This window comes from Brevibacterium sp. p3-SID960 (assembly GCF_025144725.1).
GTDB lineage: Bacteria > Actinomycetota > Actinomycetes > Actinomycetales > Brevibacteriaceae > Brevibacterium.
Genome location: NZ_JALXKS010000008.1, coordinates 46,047 through 66,084, shown reverse-complemented (window position 1 = coordinate 66,084; position 20,038 = coordinate 46,047). Strand labels below are relative to the sequence as shown.

The following is a 20,038-nucleotide window of genomic DNA, read 5'->3' as shown; positions in this document are numbered from 1 at the left end:
GACCGTGTTCAGGCGTGCAGATGGTCGCTGATGAGGCCGCCGGCTGCGCGCATGAGCGGCATGACCTCCAGCACCCGGTCGGTGCCCGGCGCCCAGTTGGCGAACACGGCGTATGCCACCCGGCGCTGGCGGGTGAAGGCGATGCCGGTGTCGGCGCGGACGGTGTCGTCGGTGCCGGTCTTGTTCACGATCCACTCCCCGCGCGTGTAGTAGTAGTGCGCCAGCGGGTCGGGCTCGAAGTAGGAGGCGACCATTGATGTGTCGGCTCCGGCGCCGAGCCACCGGCGCATGATCTCCGAGGTCGAGGAGTCGAAGAGCTCATCACGCGACAGCCGTGCCATGTAGTCGCTCAGCTCACCGGCGGTCCCAGACGACAGGCGAGCCGGGGCGCCTGCCGGACGCGGCCAGCGCAGGAAGTCGTGCAGGGCGGAGTCGGTGTAGCCGAGTGCGGCGACCTCTTCGGCGACGCGGTCGAGGCCGATGCGGGAGATGAGGACGTTGGTGGCGTAGTTGTCGCTGAAGGCGCCGATGAGCATGCCGATGTCGTGGACCGTGAGGTCCGGCTGGTCCAGCAGGTACCACAGCCCGGATTCGTGGACCCGCTCGGCAGCGGTGCGGGTGAGGCGCTCCTCGAGTCGCAGCTCGCCGGCCTCGCGCATCCGCAGTGCGGCGTGGAGTAAGAAGATCTTGGCGATCGAGGCGGTCGAGAGCACGCGGTCCGGCTGGTGGCTGAAGACCTCATAACCGGTGTCGATGTCGATGGCGCGGGCGGAGAATTCGACCCCGGCGAGCTGGGTGAAGATGTCGGTCATCGGGTCCTTTCCATCGGGGCGATCGTGAGGCTCACCGCGCCCGATTCCGTGGCTGGGCTGCCGGCGGTGAGCTGGGCGGGCACTCCCAACGGTATCGAACCGGCGTGCGGATGGTGGCCGAGCTCGGCCTCCCACACCACCGGGATGCCGGCGTCTGCGAAGTACTCGCGCAGCAGTTCGCGCTGGGCGGGCTTCTCCCCGCAGTTCTCCCAGGAGCCGAGCACCACCGCACCGGCGCGGGCGAGCCAGCCGGCGCGCTTCAGCTGCAGCAGCAGGTTGTCGAGCCGGTAGACCTCCTCGTCGACGTCTTCGAGGATGAGGATGCCCGGTTCCTCCGGGGCGCCGGGCGCGAACTCCGGGGAGCCGAGGCCGGCGGCGAGCAGACTGAGGTTGCCGCCGTAGGTGATGCCGAAGTGCTCGCCGGGCACGAGCGCCTCGGCGTGCTCACCGAGGCTGACCGGCTGGTCGGCCCATGGACTGAACAGCCAGCGATGCACGTCGGTGCGGATCCGCTCGCTGCTGCGGAAGACGTCGTTGCCGACCATCGGGCAGAACAGGGTCGGGATTCTCAGGTGGTGCGCCCAGGCCTGGTGCAGAGCGGTGAGGTCACTCGAGCCGGTCAGCAGCTTCGCCCGCCCGTCCCGGCGCAGCGCAGCAGCGGCGAGGGCGTCGAAGTCGAGGCCGTCGATGAGGCGCATCGCCCCGAACCCGCCGCGCAAGGCGATGACCGCGGCCGCATCTGGGTCGGTCCATGCCTCGATGAGGTCTGCTGACCGTTCGGCGTCGCTGCCGGCAAGGTAGCTCGCCCGCCGGTCGACTGACCGCAGGTGGGCGCCGGCCTTCACTTCCAGACCCCAGTCTTCGAGGCAGGCGATTGCCGGTTCGACGGTGCCCTCAGGTGCCGGCCCGGAGGGTGCGATGAGCCAGACCCGGTCGCCGGCTGCCAGGGGTGCCTGAGCGGTGTGCCCGGTGGGGTCCGTCACTGCGGGTTCACCGCCTGCGCGACACCGCCGGAGTGCTGGGAGGCACCCATGCGCTCAGTGGCGCTGTGCTGGGAGGCACCCGTGCGCCAGGGGGCGCCCGGCGCCTCGGACGCGGTCATCGAGACCCGCTGGGAACGGAAGCTCGGCACGGCGGCCAGCAGCTGGCGGGTGTAGTCGTGCTGCGGATCGAGCAGCACCTGTTCGACCGGCCCGCGCTCGACGATCTCACCGCGGTACATCACCGCGACCGTGTCGGCGATGTTCCAGGCCAGGCCGAGGTCGTGGGTGATGACGAGCGCGGTGAGCCCGAGGTTCTTCTTCAGCGCGAGGATGAGCGAGAGGATCTCCCCGCGCACGGAGGCATCGAGTGAGGCGACCGGTTCATCGGCGATGAGGATGTCGGGGTTGAGGGCGAGCGCGCTGGCGATGACGACGCGCTGACGCTGCCCGCCGGAGAGCTCCTGCGGAATCGGTTCGAAGAAGTCCTCACCGGGGATGAGCTCAGTCGATTCGAGGCTCTCGCGCACGCGCTCGCGCTCATCGCCGGTGAACTTCTGCACCCGCAGACCCTCAGCGACCGATTCGTACGCCGACAATGCCGGGTTGAGTGATCCTGACGGGTCCTGCAGGATCATCTGCACGTCCCGGCGGAACGCGCGCAGACCCTTCGCCGAGGTGGGCAGCGGCTTGCCGCGGAAGGTGAGCGTCGAGCCGCGATCCGGTGGCTGCAGACCGAGCAGTGCGCGAGCCAGGGTCGTCTTGCCCGAACCGGACTGGCCGACGACGGCGAGGATCTCCGAGCGGTGCAGGGTGAGGTCGACGTTGCGCACAGCACGCACGGTCCGCCCGCGGGCGGAGAAGGTGACGTTGAGGTTCTCGGCGGCGAGCATCACCTCGTCGGTCATCTCGTGTGGGGTGTCGGTGGTGATGCGGGCGGGGTTGCGGGTCATCGGGTTGAGCCGGGAGTCCGGGTCGCCGATGGTGGGGAACGCGTCGGCCAGCTGCCGGGTGTACTCCTCCTTAGGGTCGTTGCACACCTGTTCAGACGGGCCGAGTTCGACGATCTCGCCATCGCGCATGATCGCCAGCCGGTCGCAGGCGGCGGCGAGGACGGACAGGTCGTGGGAGATAATGAGCAGCGAGATGCCGCGGGCTTCGACGAGTGCGCGCAGGCGGGTGAGGATCTGTTCCTGGACGATGACGTCGAGGGCGGTGGTCGGCTCGTCGGCGATGATGATGTCCGGGTCGCAGGCCAGCGCCATCGCGATCATGACCCGCTGCTTCTGCCCGCCGGAGAGCTCATGCGGATACGATTTCGCGATCTCGGGTCCGAGGTCGACGTGGCCGAGCAGCTCGTGCATGCGCGTGCTGCGGGCGGCATCGGTGCGCCAGTCGTCCTTGACGTGGAGTTCAAGTGCTTCGAGGATCTGCTTGCCGACCGGGCGGACCGGGTTGAGCGAGTGCAGGGCGCCCTGGAAGATGATCGCGGCCTGCGACCAGCGCACCGCGCGCATCTGCCCGAAGTTCAGCTCCGCGATGTCGGTGCCGCCTAAGCGCACCTGACCGGTCAGCGCCGCATTGTGCGGCAGCAGCCGCAGCGCCGAAAGGATGAGCGTCGATTTCCCGGAACCGGATTCGCCAGCGATGCCGAGGGTGCCACCGGCAGGCAGTTCGAGGGTGACGTTCTTGACCGCGGCGATGTCGCCGCGGGAGGTGCGCGAGGAGTAAAGGATCGAGACGTCGTCGAAGACAAGGTCGCTGCCGGCCGGCTCGGCTCCCGAGGCGGTGGCTGGGTCGGTTCTGCTCATCAGCGGCTCCTCAGAGTCGGGTTGGCGATGGCTTCGATGGCCCGGCCCACCAGGGTGAAGGCCAGGACCACCGCGACGATGGCGAGCCCGGGGGTGAGGATGTACCACCAGTAGCCCGAGGTCGCGGCCGAGACGTCCATCGCGTTCTTCAGGATCGTGCCCCACGACTGCTGCGTGGTGTCGCCCAGGCCCAAGAAGGCCAGCGTCGATTCGGCGATGATCGCCGAGCCGACGGTCAGGGTGGTGTTGGCGAGCACGAGCGGCATGACGGCCGGCAGCAGGTGGGTGCGGATGATGTGCCAGTGCCCGGCACCGAGCACTTTGGCCCGTTCGATGTAGAGCCGGGACTCAGCCGACAGCGTCTGGGCCCGCACGATGCGCGCGGTGCCGGCCCAGGAGGTGATGCCGATCGCGATGACAATCGTGAGGACGCCGCGTTCGAGCACTGAGGACAGCACGATCGCCAGCAGCAGGGAGGGCAGCACCAGGAAGAAGTCGATGATGCGCATGATGAGCCCGCCGAACAGCCCTGAGAAATGGCCGGCGGCCATGCCCATGATGGTGCCGATGACCATCGACATCGCAGTCGCAGCCAGGCCGACGATGAGGGAGACCCGGGCGCCCCACACGAGGCGGGCCCACAGTTCGCGGCCGTAGTTGTCGGTGCCCAGCGGGTGCTCGGCCGAGGGCGGGGCGTAGCGCGGCTGGTCGAGGTTCTGGGTGACGTCGAGCATGGACCGGTCGGCGATGAGCGGGGCGAATGCGGCGACGAGGACGACGAGGATGAGGACGATCCCGCCGGCGACTCCGGCGCGGTCCTCCAAGAAGACCTTCCAGTTCTTCTGTGCGGCGGCCAGGCGGCGGTTCCAGGCCAGTGCCCGCGGGCTGGCCGGACCCGAGGCGGTGGCTGGGCCGGTCCTGCTGGTGCCTGGCTGGCTGGTCTTACTAGCGCCGGGCTGGCTGGTGCTGGGCTGGCTGGTGCTGGAATGTGCCATCTCATGCCCTCCTGACACGCGGGTCAAGCTGCCGGTAGATGAGGTCGGCGAGCAGATTCATGATGATGATCGCCGAGGAGAACACGACGAAGGTGCCCTGCAGCAGCGGCAGGTCCGGACCCGAGATCGCCTCATAGGTCAGCTTCCCCAGCCCTGGCCACGAGAACACCGTCTCGACGGTGACCGCACCGGTGATGAGCCCGCCGATGTGCATGAACACGAGTGTGACCGTCGGTAGCAGCGCATTGGGCACCGCATGTTTGAGCCGCACATCATCCTCGCGCAGGCCCTTGGCGCGGGCGGTCGTGAGGTAGTCGGCGCTCATCTCGCCGAGCAGCGAGGCGCGCATGACCATGAGGTACTGGGCGTAGACGACAGCGGTCATCGTGATGACCGGCAGGATCAGATGCTTGGCGACGTCGACGACGTATTCGAGGCTGCCGGACTCGACACCAGGTGAGACCATTCCGCCGGTCGGCAGCCATTGCAGCCGGCCGGCGAAGATCATGAGCAGCAGCAGCGCCAGCCAGAAGGTCGGCACCGACCAGAACACGAGGCTGGTCGAGGTGGTGAGCTTGTCGAACAGCGAACCGCGCTTCCAGGCCGCCAGCTGTCCCATCCACAGGCCGAGGGCGATCGCGAGTATCGCCGCCGTGCCGGTGAGCAGCAGGGTCGGCCAGGCGTACTCGGCGATGAGCTGGCTGACCGGCTGCCGGTAGACGTAGCTGGTGCCCAGATTGCCGGTGAAGATGCCCACGAGGTAGTCCCAGAACTGCACAACCAGCGGCTTGTCGAGGCCGTACTCGGCGCGCAGCAACTCCATCTGCTCCGGGCTCATCTGGCGTTCGCGGGCGATCTTCTGCACCGGGTCGCCGGGCAGGATCCTGAAGGCGAAGAAGCCCAGCAGCACGACCATCAGCAGGCTGATGAGCGCCCCGCCGACCTTGCGCAGCAGGTATCCGCCGAAGGACTGCCCCGGTGGGGGTGCGTCGATGTCCTCCCGCCCGTCGGCCGACTGCGGGTCGGCTGCCTCGGTCTCTGCGTTCACTGACACGTCAGTCTCCTGCCTTCCACACGCTGCTGCACACGTGCGCAGCGCAGTCATGGTGCTCATGGTGACCGGAGCCCGGTCCCGAGGCGGGGCGCACGCCGGTGCAGCCCACCGCCTCGGGCACGGGGTGTCCAGTCACCGGATCAGCCGGCCACCTGGTCAGGCGCGGTCCTCGGACTTGCGGCGGCGCAGCGCCAGCGGGATGCCGATGGCGCCGGCGAGCACAGCGATGCCGATGCCCACCCACGCGATCGCGGAGAGTCCTCCCCCGCTGTCACCGGCGTCGGCCTCAGCGGCCGGTTCGGCGGACAGGAAGCCCCAATAACCGGACTGGTTGCCGATGACGCCGCCGTCGGTGGGCTGGGTGGTGAAGCCAGTAAACCGGTCCGAGCGGAAGGCCTCGAGCTGGCTGGGGTACCACAGGGTGATCTGCGCGACGTCGTCATAGTGCTGCTGCAGGGCCTGGTGGACGTACTCGATGCGCTTGGACTCGTCGAGCTCGGCGTGCTGCTTGGCGTACAGTTCGTCGAACTTCTCGCTGCAGTAGCCGTCCTGGGAGGTCGGGCCGTTGCCCTCCGCGTCCGGGCGGGAAGCGCAGGTGTTGATCGAGAGCTGGAACTCCGGGTCCGGGGTGACCGACCAGCCGGTGATGTACAAGTCGAAGTCACCGACGAGAGAGCGGTCGGCGATCGTGTCCGAGTCGCTCGATTCGACCTTGAGCTCGACGCCGATGTCCTTCATCCACGGGGTGAGGAACTCGCCGATTGTCTGCTCGGTCGGCGCTTGCGCATCGGTGAGCAGACGCAGCGACAGCTTCTCGCCGTCCTTCTCGCGGATGCCGTCGGAGCCTTCGGTCCAGCCGGCCTCGTCAAGCAGCTTCTTCGCCGCCTCCGGGTCCGAGGAGACGATCTTGTCCGACTTCGGCAGGTGCCATTTCTCAAACGATTCGGGCACGAAGCTCGTCGCCTCGGTCGCGTAGTCCTGCATCACCTGCTCGCGCAGCGTGTTCATGTCGATGCCCAGGCGCAGCGCCCGGCGGACCTTGAGGTCCTGCAGCGCCTCTGCGCCGGTGCCGTAGGCCTCGCCTTCGGGGGTCTCGAAGCCGGAGTTGATGCCGAGGGCGGTGAAGCGACGGGATTTGCCGATGTTCGTCTCGACATTGTCAGCGCCCTCGAGCGCCTTGAGCTGCTCGGGGCTGAGGCCGGTGACGAAGTCGACGTCGCCGGCCCGCAGGGCCTGGACCTGGGCGTCGCTGTTGGTGTAGTAGACGTACTGGATCGTGTCGATCTTCGGCGCCCCGCGCCAGAAGTTCGGGTTGGCCTTGAGCGTGATCGACTGGTTGGCCTCGTAGCTCTCCAGCGTGAACGGGCCGGAGCCGACGACCTCGGTGTCATTGTCGTCGCCTGCCGGGTCGTCCTTTTCGGACCAGATGTGCTCGGGCACGATCGGGATTTCCCCACCCGGATTGGGGGCCTGGGGCTCCTTGAGTGTGATCGTCACTGTGTGGTCGTCGGTGGCTTCGACGGAGTCGAAGTTCTGCACCAGCGAGCCGTTCGCCGCGCCCATCGCGGGGTCTTCCATCATCTGGGTGAAGGTGTAGATGACGTCGTCGGCGGTGATCGGCTCGTCGTCAGACCACTTCATGCCCTCGCGGATCTTGTACGTCCACTCCTTGCCGTCGTCGCTTGTGTCCCACGACTCGGCCATCCCCTCGGTGGGGCCGAAATCCGTGGAGTCGTACTGCACGAGGCTCTCGTAGACGTAGCGGTTGATCGCAGTGGGTGTGAGGTAGATCGAGGTGAAGGGATTGAAGCTGTCGACCTGGCCCGAGGTGGCGATGCGCATCGTCGACTCATCGGCTGGGGCCTGCTCGGTCGAGGCGCTCGCTGGCGCAGTGAGACTGGTGGCGGTCAGCGCTGTGAGTGCCAGCGCCATAGTGCCGGCGGCACAGCGCCGGAAAGTGTGTGAGAGCATGTCGTCCTTCCAGGTCGTTCACCCCGCCGGCAGCGCTCCTTCGCGACATACCCGCGCTGGATGGCCTGAGGCAGCCGGGGATTCACCGCCTCCTCGGTTAAGCCGTCACTGTAACCTATATCTCATTCATCACCAGTTCAAGCGCATTTTGCGGCGTGGGAGCATCTGTATATCCCCCGCGCTTCCCGCGCCCGCGGCAGTGGCTGCGTTCCATCGTCACTCCAGGTCAGCGGTGGCGTTGGGCAAGCTGGTGAGGGACGCCTCGGGAGCGGTGAGATCGACGGCTGAGTGGGCATGACAAAAGCCCTGCAGACCGGTAGTGCACCGGCCCACAGGGCTTGTCGAGAGTGGAGATGGCGGGAATCGAACCCGCGTCCGTCGGCAAGTTATCGGGACTTCTCCGGGCGCAGTTCGTGAGAACGTCTCTTAGGTCCTGGCCCTCGCACGAACACGGTGGCCAACGAACGGAGTTGAGTGAGTGTTCCGCTGACATCCCCAACATATGCCAGCGGCAGTGGCTTCCTAGCTGATGCCAGAAACTAGAGCGGAAGCGACTCTAGACTGACAGAATCGCAGCTCGCTGAAATCAGGCAGCGAGGGCGAATTCGGTGCGGTCGTTAGACTTAGCACTTATTTTTTTGCAGAGAACGTTAACGAGATGACTCTACATTCTCGGCCCGCTTCTCCCGACGCATTGAACGACGTCGAAACCGATCATCCCCATATTCACTTTCCAAACAACCCGCTGGCGGGTCCGCCCGGGGCGGCTGTCCGTCAACGGCAGACCGTGAGTCTATCAGCTCAACACACGCCCCCCAAGTCTATTCCCGGGTCTCACCGACCGCGGGTCGCTGAGATGCCGCACGGCGTCGCCACGATGACACTGCCACGCAGAAACCGACACGATGACACTGCCACGCAGAAACCGACACGATGACACTGCCCCGCATACACCTCCGCGATGACGCTGCCACGATGGCACCGGCAGTCAGGGCACCGGTTCGACTCCCGCCTCTGCTCGCGGTGCCGATGACCGCAGGTCACACTGTTATCCACACGTCAGCCGGCTGTCCACAACCCCCATAGAAAACTGTGGAAACCCAGCCGATTCCCGGCGGGGCAAGTCTTTGCGGCACCTGCACCTCACCTCGGCACTGGCCACTATCACAGCCCACGCGATCATGCATCGCCGCTGATCAGCGGCTTGCACGGTGAAGGGCTACGCTGACCTGGAATCAGTCCGGACTTGATCATGCACAGCATTTCAACCGTTATCCACACATATCCCCAGACAGTGTGGACAATGTGCCTGCAACCCACACCCAACCACAGGCTAAACGCGGGCGAAAGCACTGTGGATGGCCCGCCTCGGGAACGGGATGATGAGAGGTCACAACGAGATGTGAACAGCGCGGCGGAACCGCTTCCGCTTCCGCTGGATCAGGCCTGACGGCGCAGCGACATCGCGCGCTGGGCCTCGCGCTCATCCTGCTTGCGACGCAGCGTCTCGCGTTTGTCCCAGTCCTTCTTTCCGCGCGCGACCGCGATTTCGACCTTCGCCCGCGAACCGTCGAAGTACAGCTCCAGCGGAACGAGGGTGCGTCCGGATTCCTTGAGCTTGTGCGAGATCTTGAGGATCTCGTCCTTGTGCAGCAGCATCTTGCGCCTGCGGCGGGCCGAATGATTCGTCCACGTGCCCTGCAGATACTCGGGGATGTGGACATTCTCCAACCACGCCTCACCCTGGAAGATGAGCCCAAAGCCGTCGGTCAACGAGGCGCGTCCCTCGCGCAGCGACTTGACCTCGGTGCCGGTGAGGACGAGCCCGGCCTCATAGATGTCCTCGATGTGGTACTCGTATCGGGCGCGGCGGTTCTTGGCGATCGTCTTCCTGCCCTGTTCCTTGGCCATGCTCCTCCTCTCCTCTCTTGGACGCACGCGTGCGCGCACGAAGGCACCATTGTACCGGATGGCGCACAGGGTCCTGTGCTCACAGTGAGCACCGTTCCCGAGGCGGTGACTGGTGTGCGAGCCAGCTGCCGGTTGCGAGCGCGCTGCCGTGTGCGAGCGCGTTGCCGTGTTCGAGTGTTCGGCCTGGTGAGCCCGCGATGTCAGTGCCTCATGCTGTCATGGCGACAGTGGTGGAGATGCACGACGGAACCGGATCGGCAGAGGGGCGATGGACATGACGGGGAAGGCGATCATCGTAGCGGCTCCCCGTGCGTCAGCGATTGGCGTTGTCCCTGGTCACCCTGCGTTGTCCGTGCCTGGTGGTGTGATGGAGACACTTAATCGACCAGCGAAGGGAGGCGACGGCGATGACGGCGACAGCTGAGGCTCGCGTGCCGGCGCCTGCTGGGGCGTACCGGACTCGGTTCTGCGCGTTCGAGCAGTCCCTCAGCGCTCTCGAGCGGGCACAGCTGCAGGGGTATGAGGAGATGTTCGGCGTCGTGCTCGAACGCGTCCGCGCCGACAGCCGTGACAACATCGACACGCAGGTCGATGCGCTGCACTCTCTTGCCGGTGCCGACTCGGTTGAGACTGCGGTTGAACCGCAACCAGCAGGCGGAGTTTCCGATGCAGCGCGCGCAGAGGCGCTCACCTGGCTGCGTGATCGCATCGGCAAACCGACGCTGGCCGCTCTTGCCCACGCCCTCGATGTCACGTCGAACACCGCGTGGTCACGGGTGACCGGCGCTGCCACTGCGTTCATCGGGCTCCCGAAGCTCACCGCACAGGTGCGTGGGGGCGTGCTGAGCTTCGATCGATTCGTCTTCGCCGCCGGGCAGGCAGCATCAGTCGACCCGGCCCTCCTCGGTCAGCTGGATACGCTGCTGGCCACGATTACGGCCACGAAGAAGAGCGTGTACTTCTCGGAGGTCAAGGCCGCGATTGCCGCGCTGGTCACGCGCGCCGAGCATGCCCAGCAGATCCGTGAGCGCCGGCGGGTCGAGGCGTTCTACGACCAGCACGGCCGCGGCACACTCATCGCCCAGGGCCCGTCCCATGAGATCGCGCTGCTTCACGCGCGGCTCGAGGGCATGGCCCGATGTGTGGTCCGCGGATACACCGCCGGGTTCGACCTGCCGGAGAACCATGTCTTCGCCGATACTCGTTCCTTCGAGCAGCTGAAGTACGACTTCCTCATCGGCGCGACGATCGGCGGCGACGTCAACACGCTTGACCTCGCTCAGCAGGCGCTGGCCAGGCGGCAGGAATCCTCCGGCCACACGGCTTCACCACTTGATCCATTGGCGGACGATCTCGCCGACCTGCTCAGCGACACGCCCATCTCATGTCCCGCCAGCGGCCAGTGGCTCGAGCGCCAGGCCAAGATCACCATCACCGTCCCGGCCATGGCACTCTCTGAGAGCCCGGCCGCCGATGAACTTCCCGGCTCGGTCGACGGCAGCCCCATCAGCCCCGACGTCGCTCGCCAGCTGGTCGGCTCGGGCGGAGACACGATCTACCGTCTGCTCACCGACCCAGCCACCGGCGAAGTCCTCGACCATGTCGCGACGACGTACACGATCGGTGCGCGCATGCGGCATGCACTCGTGGCACGCTGGCGACACTGCACCGCCCCCGGCTGCGACCGGCCAGCGGCGAAAGCTGAGCTCGACCACATCGAGCCCTTCAATCATCGGCACCCTACCCGCGGCGGTCCGACGACCATGGAGAACCTGCACCCGCTGTGCAAACAGCACCATCAGCTCAAGACGCAGGGAGTGTTCAGACTCAGACGCGAGCCCCGAACAGGGGTGCTGACGTGGACGCTGCCGGGAGGCACGACAGCAAGGACCCATCCGCCGGGGTCTGTGCTGCACCGCCGGCATGCCGAACTCATCGCCAGTACCGCGCCCGGCAGCGCCCAGTCCCAGCCTGGTTCCCCAGCCTCACACGACGACGTGAACGACGGGCTCTTCTCAGCTGAAGAGGAACACCCGTCATGAGAACCTCGCCGCCCTCACCCCTGCAGTTGCACCTGCACACCGGCACAGTCGGTGTCAGCCATGGTCGCAGCTGTATAGGACAGGGGCTGAGCGATTGTTGTCTGATAACCGCACAGTGAAACACGCGGCCCCTTCGGGTGTGGCTGGGCCGGCTGCCGGCTCGGCCACACCCGGTGGCCGGATCAGCTGATCCAGGGCATCGGGTTGACGTACGAGCCGTTCTGCATGATCTCGAAGTGCAGGTGGCAGCCGGTTGAGGCACCCGTCGTGCCGGAGGAGGCGATGACCTGCCCCTGCTTGACCCGTGTGCCGGACCGCACCTTGAGACTGGAGTTGTGGCTGTAGGTCGAGGCGATCTTGGAGCCCTTCATCTTGCCGTGGGAGATCACGACCCGGTTGCCGTAGCCACCGGCCCATCCGGCTGAGACGACGACACCATCACCGGCTGCGCGCACCGGCGAGCCGCAACCCATGCCGAAGTCGGTGCCGGTATGCAGTTTGCGCCGCTTGGAGATCGGGTGGATGCGGTAGCCGAACGGTGAGGTGGTCGGGTATCCCTGCGCTGGGTTGATGAGGTCGCCGTTGCCGGTGGGCAGGCCCTTCTTCTCCTGCTCCTTCTCCCACTCCTCGACTTCCTTGGCAAGCCGGTCCTGCTCTGCCTGCTGCTCTTCAAGCTGCCGCTCAGCCTCGTCACGACTGTCTTCGATGCGCTTGGAAGCCTCATCCTTCGTGGTGATGAGCGAGTCCAGGTCGTCGCGCTTCTGCTTCGCGTCGCGTTCTGCAGCTTCCTTGCGCAGCACCACCTTCGCAGCTTCTTCCTTCAGGTCTGCGATCTCCTCGGTGACTGCATCGAGGCGGTCCTTGTTGTTCATGTTGAGCGAACGCTGCTCCGACAGCTGAGTGATGCTGCGCTGCTGCGCACGCACTGCCGAGTCGACGCGCGTCGCTCCCGAAGCTCCGTTCTGCTTACTCGCCATCTGCAGCAGCATCGCCACATCTGAAGTGACTCCGGAGTTCTGGTACGCCTGGCGGGCGATCTTCGTCACCGATTTCTGCTTCTTGTCCAGGTCGGCTTCGCCCCTGTTGATGTCATCCTGCAGGCTCGACTGGGCGTTCTCGGCAGACGTCAGACGGGCGCCGAGTTCTTCGTCTTCACGCTGTGCGTCCTCGAGTTCTTCCTGCGCCTGGCCGAGAGCTTCCTCAGCCCCGGGCATCTCCTCTTCGGCCGCTTCCTTCTCTGCGATGGTGCGGGCGAGGTCATTGTCGAGGTCGCGGAACTCCTTCTGCAGTTCCTCGACGCGCTTGTCGATCCGGTTCTTCTGCTCTTTGGGATTCGCCACTGCCGAGGTCACGGGCATCAGCAGCGTGAGGAACATGGCGATTGCTGCCAGCAGCAGCGCGGGAAGGATCCGTCCGTTCGTCTTCAGCATCTGTTCCCACTCAGACCTTCATGTACCGGCGCAGCGTCACGAGCGAGGACAGTCCAGCCATGAGCACGCCCACCAGCACCAGGAACGGTGCGATGAGAGCGACGTCGGCGACTGAGACCAGGTCGAAGCTCGCCAATTGCGATTGTAACCAACCAGCGACGCCGAAGTGCACGATCACAGCCAATCCCAAGGCTGCCATCAGGGATCCGATCGCCGCAGCGATGACTCCTTCGAGCACGAACGGCAGCTGGATGAACATGTTCGAAGCGCCGACCAGTCGCATGATGCCGGTCTCTCTGCGTCTGGAGAACGCTGAGAGCCGGATCGTCGTAGCGATCAGGAGGACAGCGCACAGCAGCATGATCCCAGCGATGCCGATCGCGATCGCTGTCATGACGTTCATGACGGAGAACAGCCGATCGAGCAGCTGGTTTTGGTCGACGACTTCCTCAACACCGGGCGTGGCGGAGAAGTACTCGTTGATGATCTCGTACTGCTCAGCATCAGCGAGCTTGACTCGATACGACTCCTGCATCTGGTCTTCGGGGATGGAGCCCTCTAAAGAGGTGCCCTCGAACTGCTCCTGGAAGAGCTTGTAGGCCATCGCCTTGTCCTCGAAGATGACATCTTCGACATACGGGCTCAGGTCAGCGCCTTCGAGGGCCGTCTCGATCTGCTGCTTCTGCTCGGCCGTCGCCTCACCGGTCGCGCAGGTCGGTGCCTCGGAATCCGGCGGGCACAGGAAGATCGCCACCTGCACACGGTCGTACCAGTAATCCTTCATACCCGAAATCTGCATCTGCAGCAGTGCGGCCGCACCGACGAAGAGCAAGGAGACGAACGTGACGAGGATGACCGAGACAACCATCGACATGTTCCGGCGCAGGCCGTTCCACGTCTCGGAGAGGATGAAGGAGAACCTCATGCGCTCACCCCGTAGCTGCCGTGCTCGTCGTCACGGACGATCCGGCCGTTGCTCAGCTCGATGACGCGGCGATTCATCCGGTTGACGATGTCGCCGTCGTGGGTGGCCATGAGCACGGTGGTGCCGGCGCGGTTGATGCGCTGCAGGACTTCCATGATCTCGTCGCCGGTGATCGGGTCGAGGTTGCCGGTCGGCTCGTCGGCGAGGAGGATCGCCGGCTTGTTGACGACTGCACGGGCGATGGCCACGCGCTGCTGCTCGCCGCCGGAGAGTTCGTGCGGATAGCGTTTGTGCTTGCCCTCCAATCCGACGGTTTCAAGCACATCGGGCACCAAAGTCGAGATCGCTGCCCTGGTCTTGCCGATGACGTGGAGGGTGAAGGCGACGTTGTCGAAAACGGTCTTGTTCGGCAGCAGCCGGAAATCCTGAAACACGGTGCCGATATTGCGGCGCAGGTACGGCACCCGCCATGAGGGCATCTTGACCACGGACTTCCCGGCCACCCGGATCCGGCCGGCGGTGGGCACCTCTTCGCGCAGCACCAGGCGGATGACGGTCGATTTTCCCGAGCCCGAAGCGCCGACGAGGAAGACGAATTCACCGGCCTCAGCGGTGAAGGAGATGTCGTTCAGGGCTGGCTGAGCCTTGGAATCGTAGACTTTGGTGACCGATTCGAAGGTGATCAAATGAGGTTCGCAATCGCAGAGGGACAGTGGCAATCGCTCCCACTGTACGAACTTCCATCGGCCAATGCGCGCACTTCATCTGGCGAGTCGCTCACGGTTCGGTGTGAGATCGCCTGCGGATACCGGTCAGATCAGGCGAGCTCCGCCTCGGCTTCGGCGGCTTTCTGCTGCTCCTTGCGCCAGCGGATGCCAGCTTCGAGGAACGCGTCGATGTCGCCGTCGAAGACCGCCGGCGGATTGGACTCCTCGTGCCCGGTGCGCAGGTCCTTGACCATCTGGTACGGGTGGGTGACGTACGAACGCATCTGATCGCCCCAGCTGGCTTTGATGTCACCGGCGAGGTTCTTCTTCTCCCGCTCCTCCTCCTCGTGCTTGAGCTGCAGCAGACGGGACTGCAGGACACGCATCGCAGCAGCCCGGTTCTGGATCTGGGACTTCTCGTTCTGCATGCTCACCACGGTGCCAGTCGGCACGTGGGTGATGCGCACCGCCGAGTCGGTCGTATTGACCGACTGGCCGCCGGGGCCTGAAGAACGGTAGACGTCGATGCGCAGGTCGTTCTCGTCGATGTCGATGTGGTCGGTCGCCTCGATGAGCGGGATGACTTCGACTGCGGCGAACGAGGTGTGGCGGCGGGCGTTCGAGTCGAACGGGCTGATGCGCACGAGCCGGTGCGTGCCGGCCTCGACCGAGAGCGTGCCGTAGGCGTACGGGGCGTTGATCTGGATGGTCGCCGACTTCACGCCGGCACCTTCCGCATACGAGGTGTCGAGTTCCTGGACGCTGTAGTCCTTGCTCTCGGCCCAGCGGATGTACATGCGGGTCAGGGTCTGGGCGAAGTCGGTGGCATCGTCGCCGCCGGCGCCGGAGCGGACGGTGATGACCGCGGCGCGCTCGTCGTATTCACCCGAGAGCAGCGTGGCGATCTCCAGGGAGTCGAGTTCGCGGCGCAGCTTGCCGATCTCGTCTTCGGCTTCGGCAAGGGTGTCGGCGTCGTCTTCGTCCTCGGCCATCGAGACGAGCAGCTCGACGTCCTCGATGCGGGAGTCGAACTTCTCGAGTTTCTCCAAGTGCCCTTGCCGGTGGGACAGCTTCGAGGTCACCTGCTGTGCCTCATCCGGGTTGTCCCACAGGTCCGGTGCCGCCGCAGCCTCGGTCAGCTCTGCGACCTCGGAGCGCAGCTGGTCGATGTCGGAGACATCGCGGATCGAGGCGTAGGTCTGTTTGAGGGCAGCGATCTCGGAAGAAAAGTCAATGGCCATAGTGCTCCCTAGCGTAGTGCATGATGCCTGCGGCCCGACTCGCGACGTTTGCGGCTCAGTCGCGGACGAAGGCGAAGCGCTCCGGCAAAGCGATGCCTTCGACCAGTGCTGCGGCGACCGCCTCGCCGGTGGCCGGGGCGAGCCTGGCGCCGTGGCCGGAGCAGGCGGAGACGATGGTGATGTCTTCGGCGGTGTCTACGGCCGAACTGCCGTTCGACATCTGCGTCGAAGTGGAGTGCGTCGCAGAGTTCAGCGCAGGGCGCCGAGGGCACGCAGCTGATCAGACGGCCGCGGGACCGGAAGACCGGCGACGAGTGCATCGGGGTCACCGAAGACGCGGGCCTCCGCGGCGCGGCCGATGCGCTCATCGAGTTCATCGGGGGTGAGGCGGCCATCAGCGGCGGCATCGCGGAGGGTGTCGATGACCGCCTCGCGCTTGGCGTGCCCGATCCGGATTCCGGCGACCGGATCTTCATTGTGACTCATGGATCCATCCTGCCACGTCGGCACAGGTGCCGAGACGGTGACAGCGGACGATACAGGTTATGCGTTCTTTCCACAGTTTGTGCGCAACCTCTTGAAAGGCTGGGAGACACCCGATAATTTGAATCACACTCTTATATGACTTGCGGCACATGAAAGGCCCCTCGAACAGCGAAGGTACCCCAGATGAACGCAGCTGAGATCATTGCCGCAGAGGTGCGCGAGGAGATCCGCAGACGCGGCATCGACCCGCGCACCGAACCGGCTCCGACCCGAGAGCTCGTCGTGCAGGCCGTCCACGACTACGACGAGCGGACGCTGGCAGGCTCCCTTCCTCTGCTTACCGACGTCGAACAGACCTGCCGGGAGATCTTCGACCAGGTCTCGGGCTTCGGGCCGTTGCAGCAGTACCTCGACGACGCTGAGGTCGAAGAGATCTGGCTGAATTCGCCGAGCGAGATCTTCGTGAGCCGGCACGGCGTCAGCGAGCTGACCACCACCGTGCTGAGCGCCGCCGATGTCGACGAACTCATCGAGCGGATGCTGCGCACCACCGGTCGGCGGGTCGATCTCTCCAGCCCCTTCGTCGACGCCTCGCTGCCCGACGGTTCGCGGCTGCACGTCGTACTGCCGGACATCACCCGCAAACATCCGGCGATCAACATCCGCAAGTTCATCACCCGCACCCGCAATCTCGGCGACCTCGTCGCGCTCGGGACCCTAACCTCGGCGGCGGCGCAGTTCCTCTCCATTGCCGTGGCCGCCGGCGCCAATGTGCTGGTCTCCGGTGCCACCCAGGCGGGCAAGACGACGATGCTCAACGCGCTCACCGGCGCGATCCCGGTCCGCGACCGGGTGGTGACGTGCGAGGAGGTCTTCGAACTCTCAGTTCCCTCCCGGGACTGGGTGCCGATGCAGTGCCGGCAGGCGTCCCTGGAGGGCACCGGCGAGGTGACGCTGCGCACCCTTGTCAAGGAGGCGCTGCGGATGCGGCCTGATCGCGTCATCGTCGGCGAGGTGCGCGAGGCCGAGAGCTTCGACCTGCTCGTGGCGATGAACTCAGGGTTGCCGTCGATGGGCTCGATCCACGCGAACTCCGCGCGGGCCGCAGTGACGAAGCTGTGCACGCTGCCGCTTCTGGCGGGCCCGAACATCGGCTCGACGTTCGTCACCCCGACCGTGGCCAGCTGCGTCGACCTCGTCGTCCACATGCGCCTCGACCGCAGCGGACAGCGCCGCGTCGAGGAGATCGTCGCAGTTCCCGGCGGCATCGAAGGTGAGGTCATCGAACTCGAAACCGTCTTCACCTCCACCGCGGACCGGCGGCTGGTGCGCGGGCGCGGCTACACCCACCTCGGCGAGCGGTTCGCGCAGCTCGGTCACGACATCCACACCGTGCTCGAAGCGGCGTGATCGACAATGACGACGTCGCTGAGTGGAGCGCTGTGCGGGCTGGGTATCGGGATCGGACTGTTCCTCATCTGGTGGTCGTGCTGGGAGTCCCCGCCACGGCAGACCGAGCCGCCGCGCTTCATCCGTGACACCCAGGACATGCTCACCACCGCTGGCCTGCCCCGGCTTCGCCCCTACCACCTCGTGCTCGGCGGGCTGGGCGCCGCCGGGATCGTGTTCCTCTTCGCCTATGCGGTCACGAACGCCATCGCGATCGCCGGTTGTTTCGCCTTCTTCGCTGCACTCGTGCCGTCCTACGCGGTGCGGCACCGGGCGCGCTCGCGGACTGTCGCCCGCCGGGCGCTGTGGCCGGAGGCGATCGACCACCTCAACTCCGGCGTGCGTGCCGGTCTCGCCCTGCCCGAGGCGCTCGGCGGTCTCGCCCAGCGCGGGCCCGAGCCGCTGCGTCCGCTGTTCGCGGTCTTCGCTGAGGAGTACCGGGCGACCGGATCGTTCTCCATGGCGCTCACCGCCTTCAAGTCCGCCTGCGCCGACCCGGTCGCCGACCGGATCGTCGCCGCACTGGCCGTCACCCGCGAAGTCGGCGGCACCGATCTGGGCACGATGCTCAAGACGCTCAGCCAGTTCCTGCGCGATGACTCCCGCACCCGTTCGGAGATGCAGGCACGGCAGAGCTGGACGGTCACCGGCGCCCGGCTCGCGGTCGCCGCCCCCTGGGTGGTGCTCGCCCTGCTGGCCACCCGGCCGGAGACTGCCCAGGCATACAACTCGGCTACAGGCTCGCTGCTGCTGCTCGCCGGCCTCGCAGTCTCACTGGTCGCCTACAGCGCCATGAAGCGCATCGGCCGGCTGCCCTCTGAACCGCGAGTGCTGCGATGAGGACGGTGCGCCATGCCCTTTGAGATTCCCTTCGGCCCGTTCGGATCGGCGCGCATCGACCCGACCCATCCTGCTGTCATCATCACTACCGGGCTGGTGCTCGGGCTATCGCTCGCGTTCTTCGTCACCAGCTGGCCGGTCTTCAACCGCATCACCCTCGCTGACCGCATCGCCCCATATCTGCGCGATCAGCCGCGGATCGCCGCCCTGTTCGCCGAGACCGAACCCGCCGATGCCGGCGTGCGCGGGATTCTCACCTCCTGGCTCAACCGCGCAGGATCGTGGCTGACCTCCCGCCTGACGACCAACGCCGGGATCACCGCACGTCTCGACCGCCTCGGGCCCGGGGAGACGATCGAACGGTTCCGGGCGCAGCAGCTGCTGCTCATCACCGGCGGGTTCGGCGCCGGTGCGCTGCTGGCGGCGTTCGTGTCGGTCAGCCGGGGGCCGCACCCATTCATCATCCTCGGCTGCCTCATCTTCGGGGCCGTCGCCGGGCATCTGTTCAACGACTGGTGGCTCTCATACCGAGTGCGGCAGCGTGAGACACGCATTCTGGCGGAGTTCCCGACGATCGCCGAACTGCTGGCCCTGTCCATCACCGCAGGTGAGGGGACAGTCGATGCGCTCGACCGCGCCTGCCGCGCAACGGAGGGCGAACTGAGCCGGGAGCTCGCCTACACGCTCGCTGAGGCCCGCACCGGCACCCCTCTCGTTGAGGCGCTCGACCACCTCGGCAAGCGCACCGGCATCCAGTCGATCGCGCAGTTCGTCGACGGGATGGCCGTCGCGATCGCCCGCGGCACTCCGCTGTCCGAGGTGCTGCGCGCCCAGGCCACGGACGTCCGCGACGAGGGCCGCCGTCAGCTCATGGAGCTCAGCGGCAAGAAGGAAGTCGGAATGCTCGTTCCGGTCGTCGTCTTCGTGCTGCCCATCACCGTCCTGTTCGCGATCTTCCCCTCATTGGCGGTGTTGAACCTGTCCTACTGACCTGCTGTCCTGGCCGCCTGACCTGCCGTCCTGGCCGAGCGACTGCCGCGGCATCTGATACCGGCCGCCTGCCGGCGGCACACCGAAAGGAGAAACCATGACCACCCCGACTCGCACCCCGTGCACACCCCCACCTGGCCAAGCGCCCACCGGCCGGTGGACCTGCTGGCACCTGCTTGTCGTCGCCTTCGTGATCGACCCCTTCGCCTACCTGCCCGGGCGCGCCGAGCGCGGCCGCCGGGAGACCAGCCCGGATCGTGGCGACGTGCCCGGCTGGGTGCTCATCACGATGATGACCGCCGGACTCGTTGTGGCCCTGTGGGCGCTGGCCGGGGATGCCTTCACGTCGATGTTCGAAGACTCGATGTCGAAGGTGCGCGGTTCAGGCGGGTGA

At 66.1% G+C, this 20,038-nt stretch carries 18 protein-coding genes and 1 other RNA gene; 5 read left to right on the top strand and 14 right to left on the bottom strand.

Translation table 11 applies throughout. From position 1 onward, the window contains the following. Positions 1-8 precede the first annotated feature (8 nt). The 8 genes from M3B11_RS04185 to smpB form a co-directional block, all read right to left on the bottom strand. Positions 9-812, bottom strand: coding sequence for a serine hydrolase (locus M3B11_RS04185; RefSeq protein WP_259875508.1), 804 nt, complete (start codon positions 810-812; stop codon positions 9-11). Continuing rightward, positions 809-1,795 carry an LD-carboxypeptidase gene (locus M3B11_RS04180; protein ID WP_259875507.1) on the bottom strand — a complete coding sequence of 329 codons (987 nt, stop codon included), beginning with the start codon at positions 1,793-1,795 and terminating at the stop codon, positions 809-811. Before M3B11_RS04180 ends, M3B11_RS04185 begins: the two co-directional genes overlap by 4 nt. Next, positions 1,792-3,603, bottom strand: coding sequence for an ABC transporter ATP-binding protein (locus M3B11_RS04175; protein WP_259875506.1), 1,812 nt, complete (start codon positions 3,601-3,603; stop codon positions 1,792-1,794). Before M3B11_RS04175 ends, M3B11_RS04180 begins: the two co-directional genes overlap by 4 nt. Further along, positions 3,603-4,598: an ABC transporter permease gene (locus M3B11_RS04170; RefSeq protein ID WP_259875505.1), complete on the bottom strand. Its 996-nt coding sequence runs from the start codon at positions 4,596-4,598 to the stop codon at positions 3,603-3,605. The genes M3B11_RS04175 and M3B11_RS04170 overlap by 1 nt, the downstream gene beginning before the upstream one ends. A 1-nt stretch (position 4,599) precedes the next feature. Next, on the bottom strand, positions 4,600-5,652 hold the full coding sequence (locus M3B11_RS04165) for an ABC transporter permease (protein ID WP_259835349.1): 1,053 nt from the start codon (positions 5,650-5,652) through the stop codon (positions 4,600-4,602). 156 nt (positions 5,653-5,808) lie between these two features. Continuing rightward, positions 5,809-7,623, bottom strand: coding sequence for an ABC transporter substrate-binding protein (locus tag M3B11_RS04160; protein WP_259875504.1), 1,815 nt, complete (start codon positions 7,621-7,623; stop codon positions 5,809-5,811). Between the two features lie 345 nt (positions 7,624-7,968). Next, positions 7,969-8,345, bottom strand: a transfer-messenger RNA (tmRNA) gene (ssrA, locus tag M3B11_RS04155). A 718-nt stretch (positions 8,346-9,063) separates the two neighbouring features. Next, positions 9,064-9,534: an SsrA-binding protein SmpB gene (gene smpB, locus M3B11_RS04150; RefSeq protein ID WP_259875503.1), complete on the bottom strand. Its 471-nt coding sequence runs from the start codon at positions 9,532-9,534 to the stop codon at positions 9,064-9,066. 407 nt (positions 9,535-9,941) lie between these two features. On the opposite strand from smpB, the gene M3B11_RS04145 reads away from it, so the two are divergent. Further along, positions 9,942-11,576: an HNH endonuclease signature motif containing protein gene (locus tag M3B11_RS04145; protein WP_259875502.1), complete on the top strand. Its 1,635-nt coding sequence runs from the start codon at positions 9,942-9,944 to the stop codon at positions 11,574-11,576. A 182-nt stretch (positions 11,577-11,758) separates the two neighbouring features. On the opposite strand, the gene M3B11_RS04140 is transcribed toward M3B11_RS04145, so the two are convergent. From M3B11_RS04140 to M3B11_RS04115, 6 genes are all read right to left on the bottom strand, one after another. Next, positions 11,759-13,006 (bottom strand): peptidoglycan DD-metalloendopeptidase family protein, encoded by a 1,248-nt coding sequence (locus M3B11_RS04140; protein WP_259875501.1) that lies wholly within the window; start codon positions 13,004-13,006, stop codon positions 11,759-11,761. A 10-nt stretch (positions 13,007-13,016) separates the two neighbouring features. Beyond that, positions 13,017-13,931 (bottom strand): permease-like cell division protein FtsX, encoded by a 915-nt coding sequence (gene ftsX, locus M3B11_RS04135; RefSeq protein WP_259875500.1) that lies wholly within the window; start codon positions 13,929-13,931, stop codon positions 13,017-13,019. Continuing rightward, positions 13,928-14,617: a cell division ATP-binding protein FtsE gene (gene ftsE, locus M3B11_RS04130; RefSeq protein WP_259875499.1), complete on the bottom strand. Its 690-nt coding sequence runs from the start codon at positions 14,615-14,617 to the stop codon at positions 13,928-13,930. The genes ftsX and ftsE overlap by 4 nt, the downstream gene beginning before the upstream one ends. A 131-nt stretch (positions 14,618-14,748) precedes the next feature. Continuing rightward, positions 14,749-15,879 carry a peptide chain release factor 2 gene (prfB, locus tag M3B11_RS04125; protein ID WP_259845001.1) on the bottom strand — a complete coding sequence of 377 codons (1,131 nt, stop codon included), beginning with the start codon at positions 15,877-15,879 and terminating at the stop codon, positions 14,749-14,751. Between the two features lie 55 nt (positions 15,880-15,934). Beyond that, entirely contained in the window at positions 15,935-16,099 is a 165-nt protein-coding gene (locus tag M3B11_RS04120; protein WP_259875498.1) for a hypothetical protein, read from the bottom strand. A gap of 29 nt (positions 16,100-16,128) precedes the next feature. Further along, positions 16,129-16,365, bottom strand: a complete 237-nt coding sequence (locus M3B11_RS04115) for a DUF1707 domain-containing protein (RefSeq protein ID WP_259875497.1) — start codon at positions 16,363-16,365, stop codon at positions 16,129-16,131. A 183-nt stretch (positions 16,366-16,548) separates the two neighbouring features. Between M3B11_RS04115 and M3B11_RS04110 the strand changes: the two genes are divergently transcribed. From M3B11_RS04110 to M3B11_RS04095, 4 genes are all read left to right on the top strand, one after another. Beyond that, complete coding sequence (locus tag M3B11_RS04110; RefSeq protein ID WP_259875496.1) at positions 16,549-17,775, top strand: CpaF family protein; 1,227 nt, start codon at positions 16,549-16,551, stop codon at positions 17,773-17,775. 6 nt (positions 17,776-17,781) lie between these two features. Continuing rightward, positions 17,782-18,654, top strand: coding sequence for a type II secretion system F family protein (locus M3B11_RS04105; RefSeq protein ID WP_259875495.1), 873 nt, complete (start codon positions 17,782-17,784; stop codon positions 18,652-18,654). Positions 18,655-18,666: 12 nt separating this feature from the next. Further along, positions 18,667-19,644, top strand: a complete 978-nt coding sequence (locus M3B11_RS04100) for a type II secretion system F family protein (RefSeq protein WP_259875494.1) — start codon at positions 18,667-18,669, stop codon at positions 19,642-19,644. A 97-nt stretch (positions 19,645-19,741) separates the two neighbouring features. Beyond that, positions 19,742-20,038 carry a hypothetical protein gene (locus M3B11_RS04095; RefSeq protein WP_396121525.1) on the top strand — a complete coding sequence of 99 codons (297 nt, stop codon included), beginning with the start codon at positions 19,742-19,744 and terminating at the stop codon, positions 20,036-20,038.

Coding starts and splice junctions, on each gene's coding strand:
- M3B11_RS04170 (WP_259875505.1), bottom strand. CDS start 4,598: ATGGCACATTCCAGCACCAGCCAGCCCAGCACCAGCCAGCCCGGCGCT.
- M3B11_RS04145 (WP_259875502.1), top strand. CDS start 9,942: ATGACGGCGACAGCTGAGGCTCGCGTGCCGGCGCCTGCTGGGGCGTAC.
- prfB (WP_259845001.1), bottom strand. CDS start 15,879: ATGGCCATTGACTTTTCTTCCGAGATCGCTGCCCTCAAACAGACCTAC.
- M3B11_RS04100 (WP_259875494.1), top strand. CDS start 18,667: ATGCCCTTTGAGATTCCCTTCGGCCCGTTCGGATCGGCGCGCATCGAC.
- M3B11_RS04185 (WP_259875508.1), bottom strand. CDS start 812: ATGACCGACATCTTCACCCAGCTCGCCGGGGTCGAATTCTCCGCCCGC.
- M3B11_RS04110 (WP_259875496.1), top strand. CDS start 16,549: ATGAACGCAGCTGAGATCATTGCCGCAGAGGTGCGCGAGGAGATCCGC.
- M3B11_RS04115 (WP_259875497.1), bottom strand. CDS start 16,365: ATGAGTCACAATGAAGATCCGGTCGCCGGAATCCGGATCGGGCACGCC.
- smpB (WP_259875503.1), bottom strand. CDS start 9,534: ATGGCCAAGGAACAGGGCAGGAAGACGATCGCCAAGAACCGCCGCGCC.
- M3B11_RS04095 (WP_396121525.1), top strand. CDS start 19,742: ATGACCACCCCGACTCGCACCCCGTGCACACCCCCACCTGGCCAAGCG.
- ftsX (WP_259875500.1), bottom strand. CDS start 13,931: ATGAGGTTCTCCTTCATCCTCTCCGAGACGTGGAACGGCCTGCGCCGG.
- M3B11_RS04105 (WP_259875495.1), top strand. CDS start 17,782: ATGACGACGTCGCTGAGTGGAGCGCTGTGCGGGCTGGGTATCGGGATC.
- M3B11_RS04140 (WP_259875501.1), bottom strand. CDS start 13,006: ATGCTGAAGACGAACGGACGGATCCTTCCCGCGCTGCTGCTGGCAGCA.
- M3B11_RS04175 (WP_259875506.1), bottom strand. CDS start 3,603: ATGAGCAGAACCGACCCAGCCACCGCCTCGGGAGCCGAGCCGGCCGGC.
- M3B11_RS04120 (WP_259875498.1), bottom strand. CDS start 16,099: ATGTCGAACGGCAGTTCGGCCGTAGACACCGCCGAAGACATCACCATC.
- M3B11_RS04160 (WP_259875504.1), bottom strand. CDS start 7,623: ATGCTCTCACACACTTTCCGGCGCTGTGCCGCCGGCACTATGGCGCTG.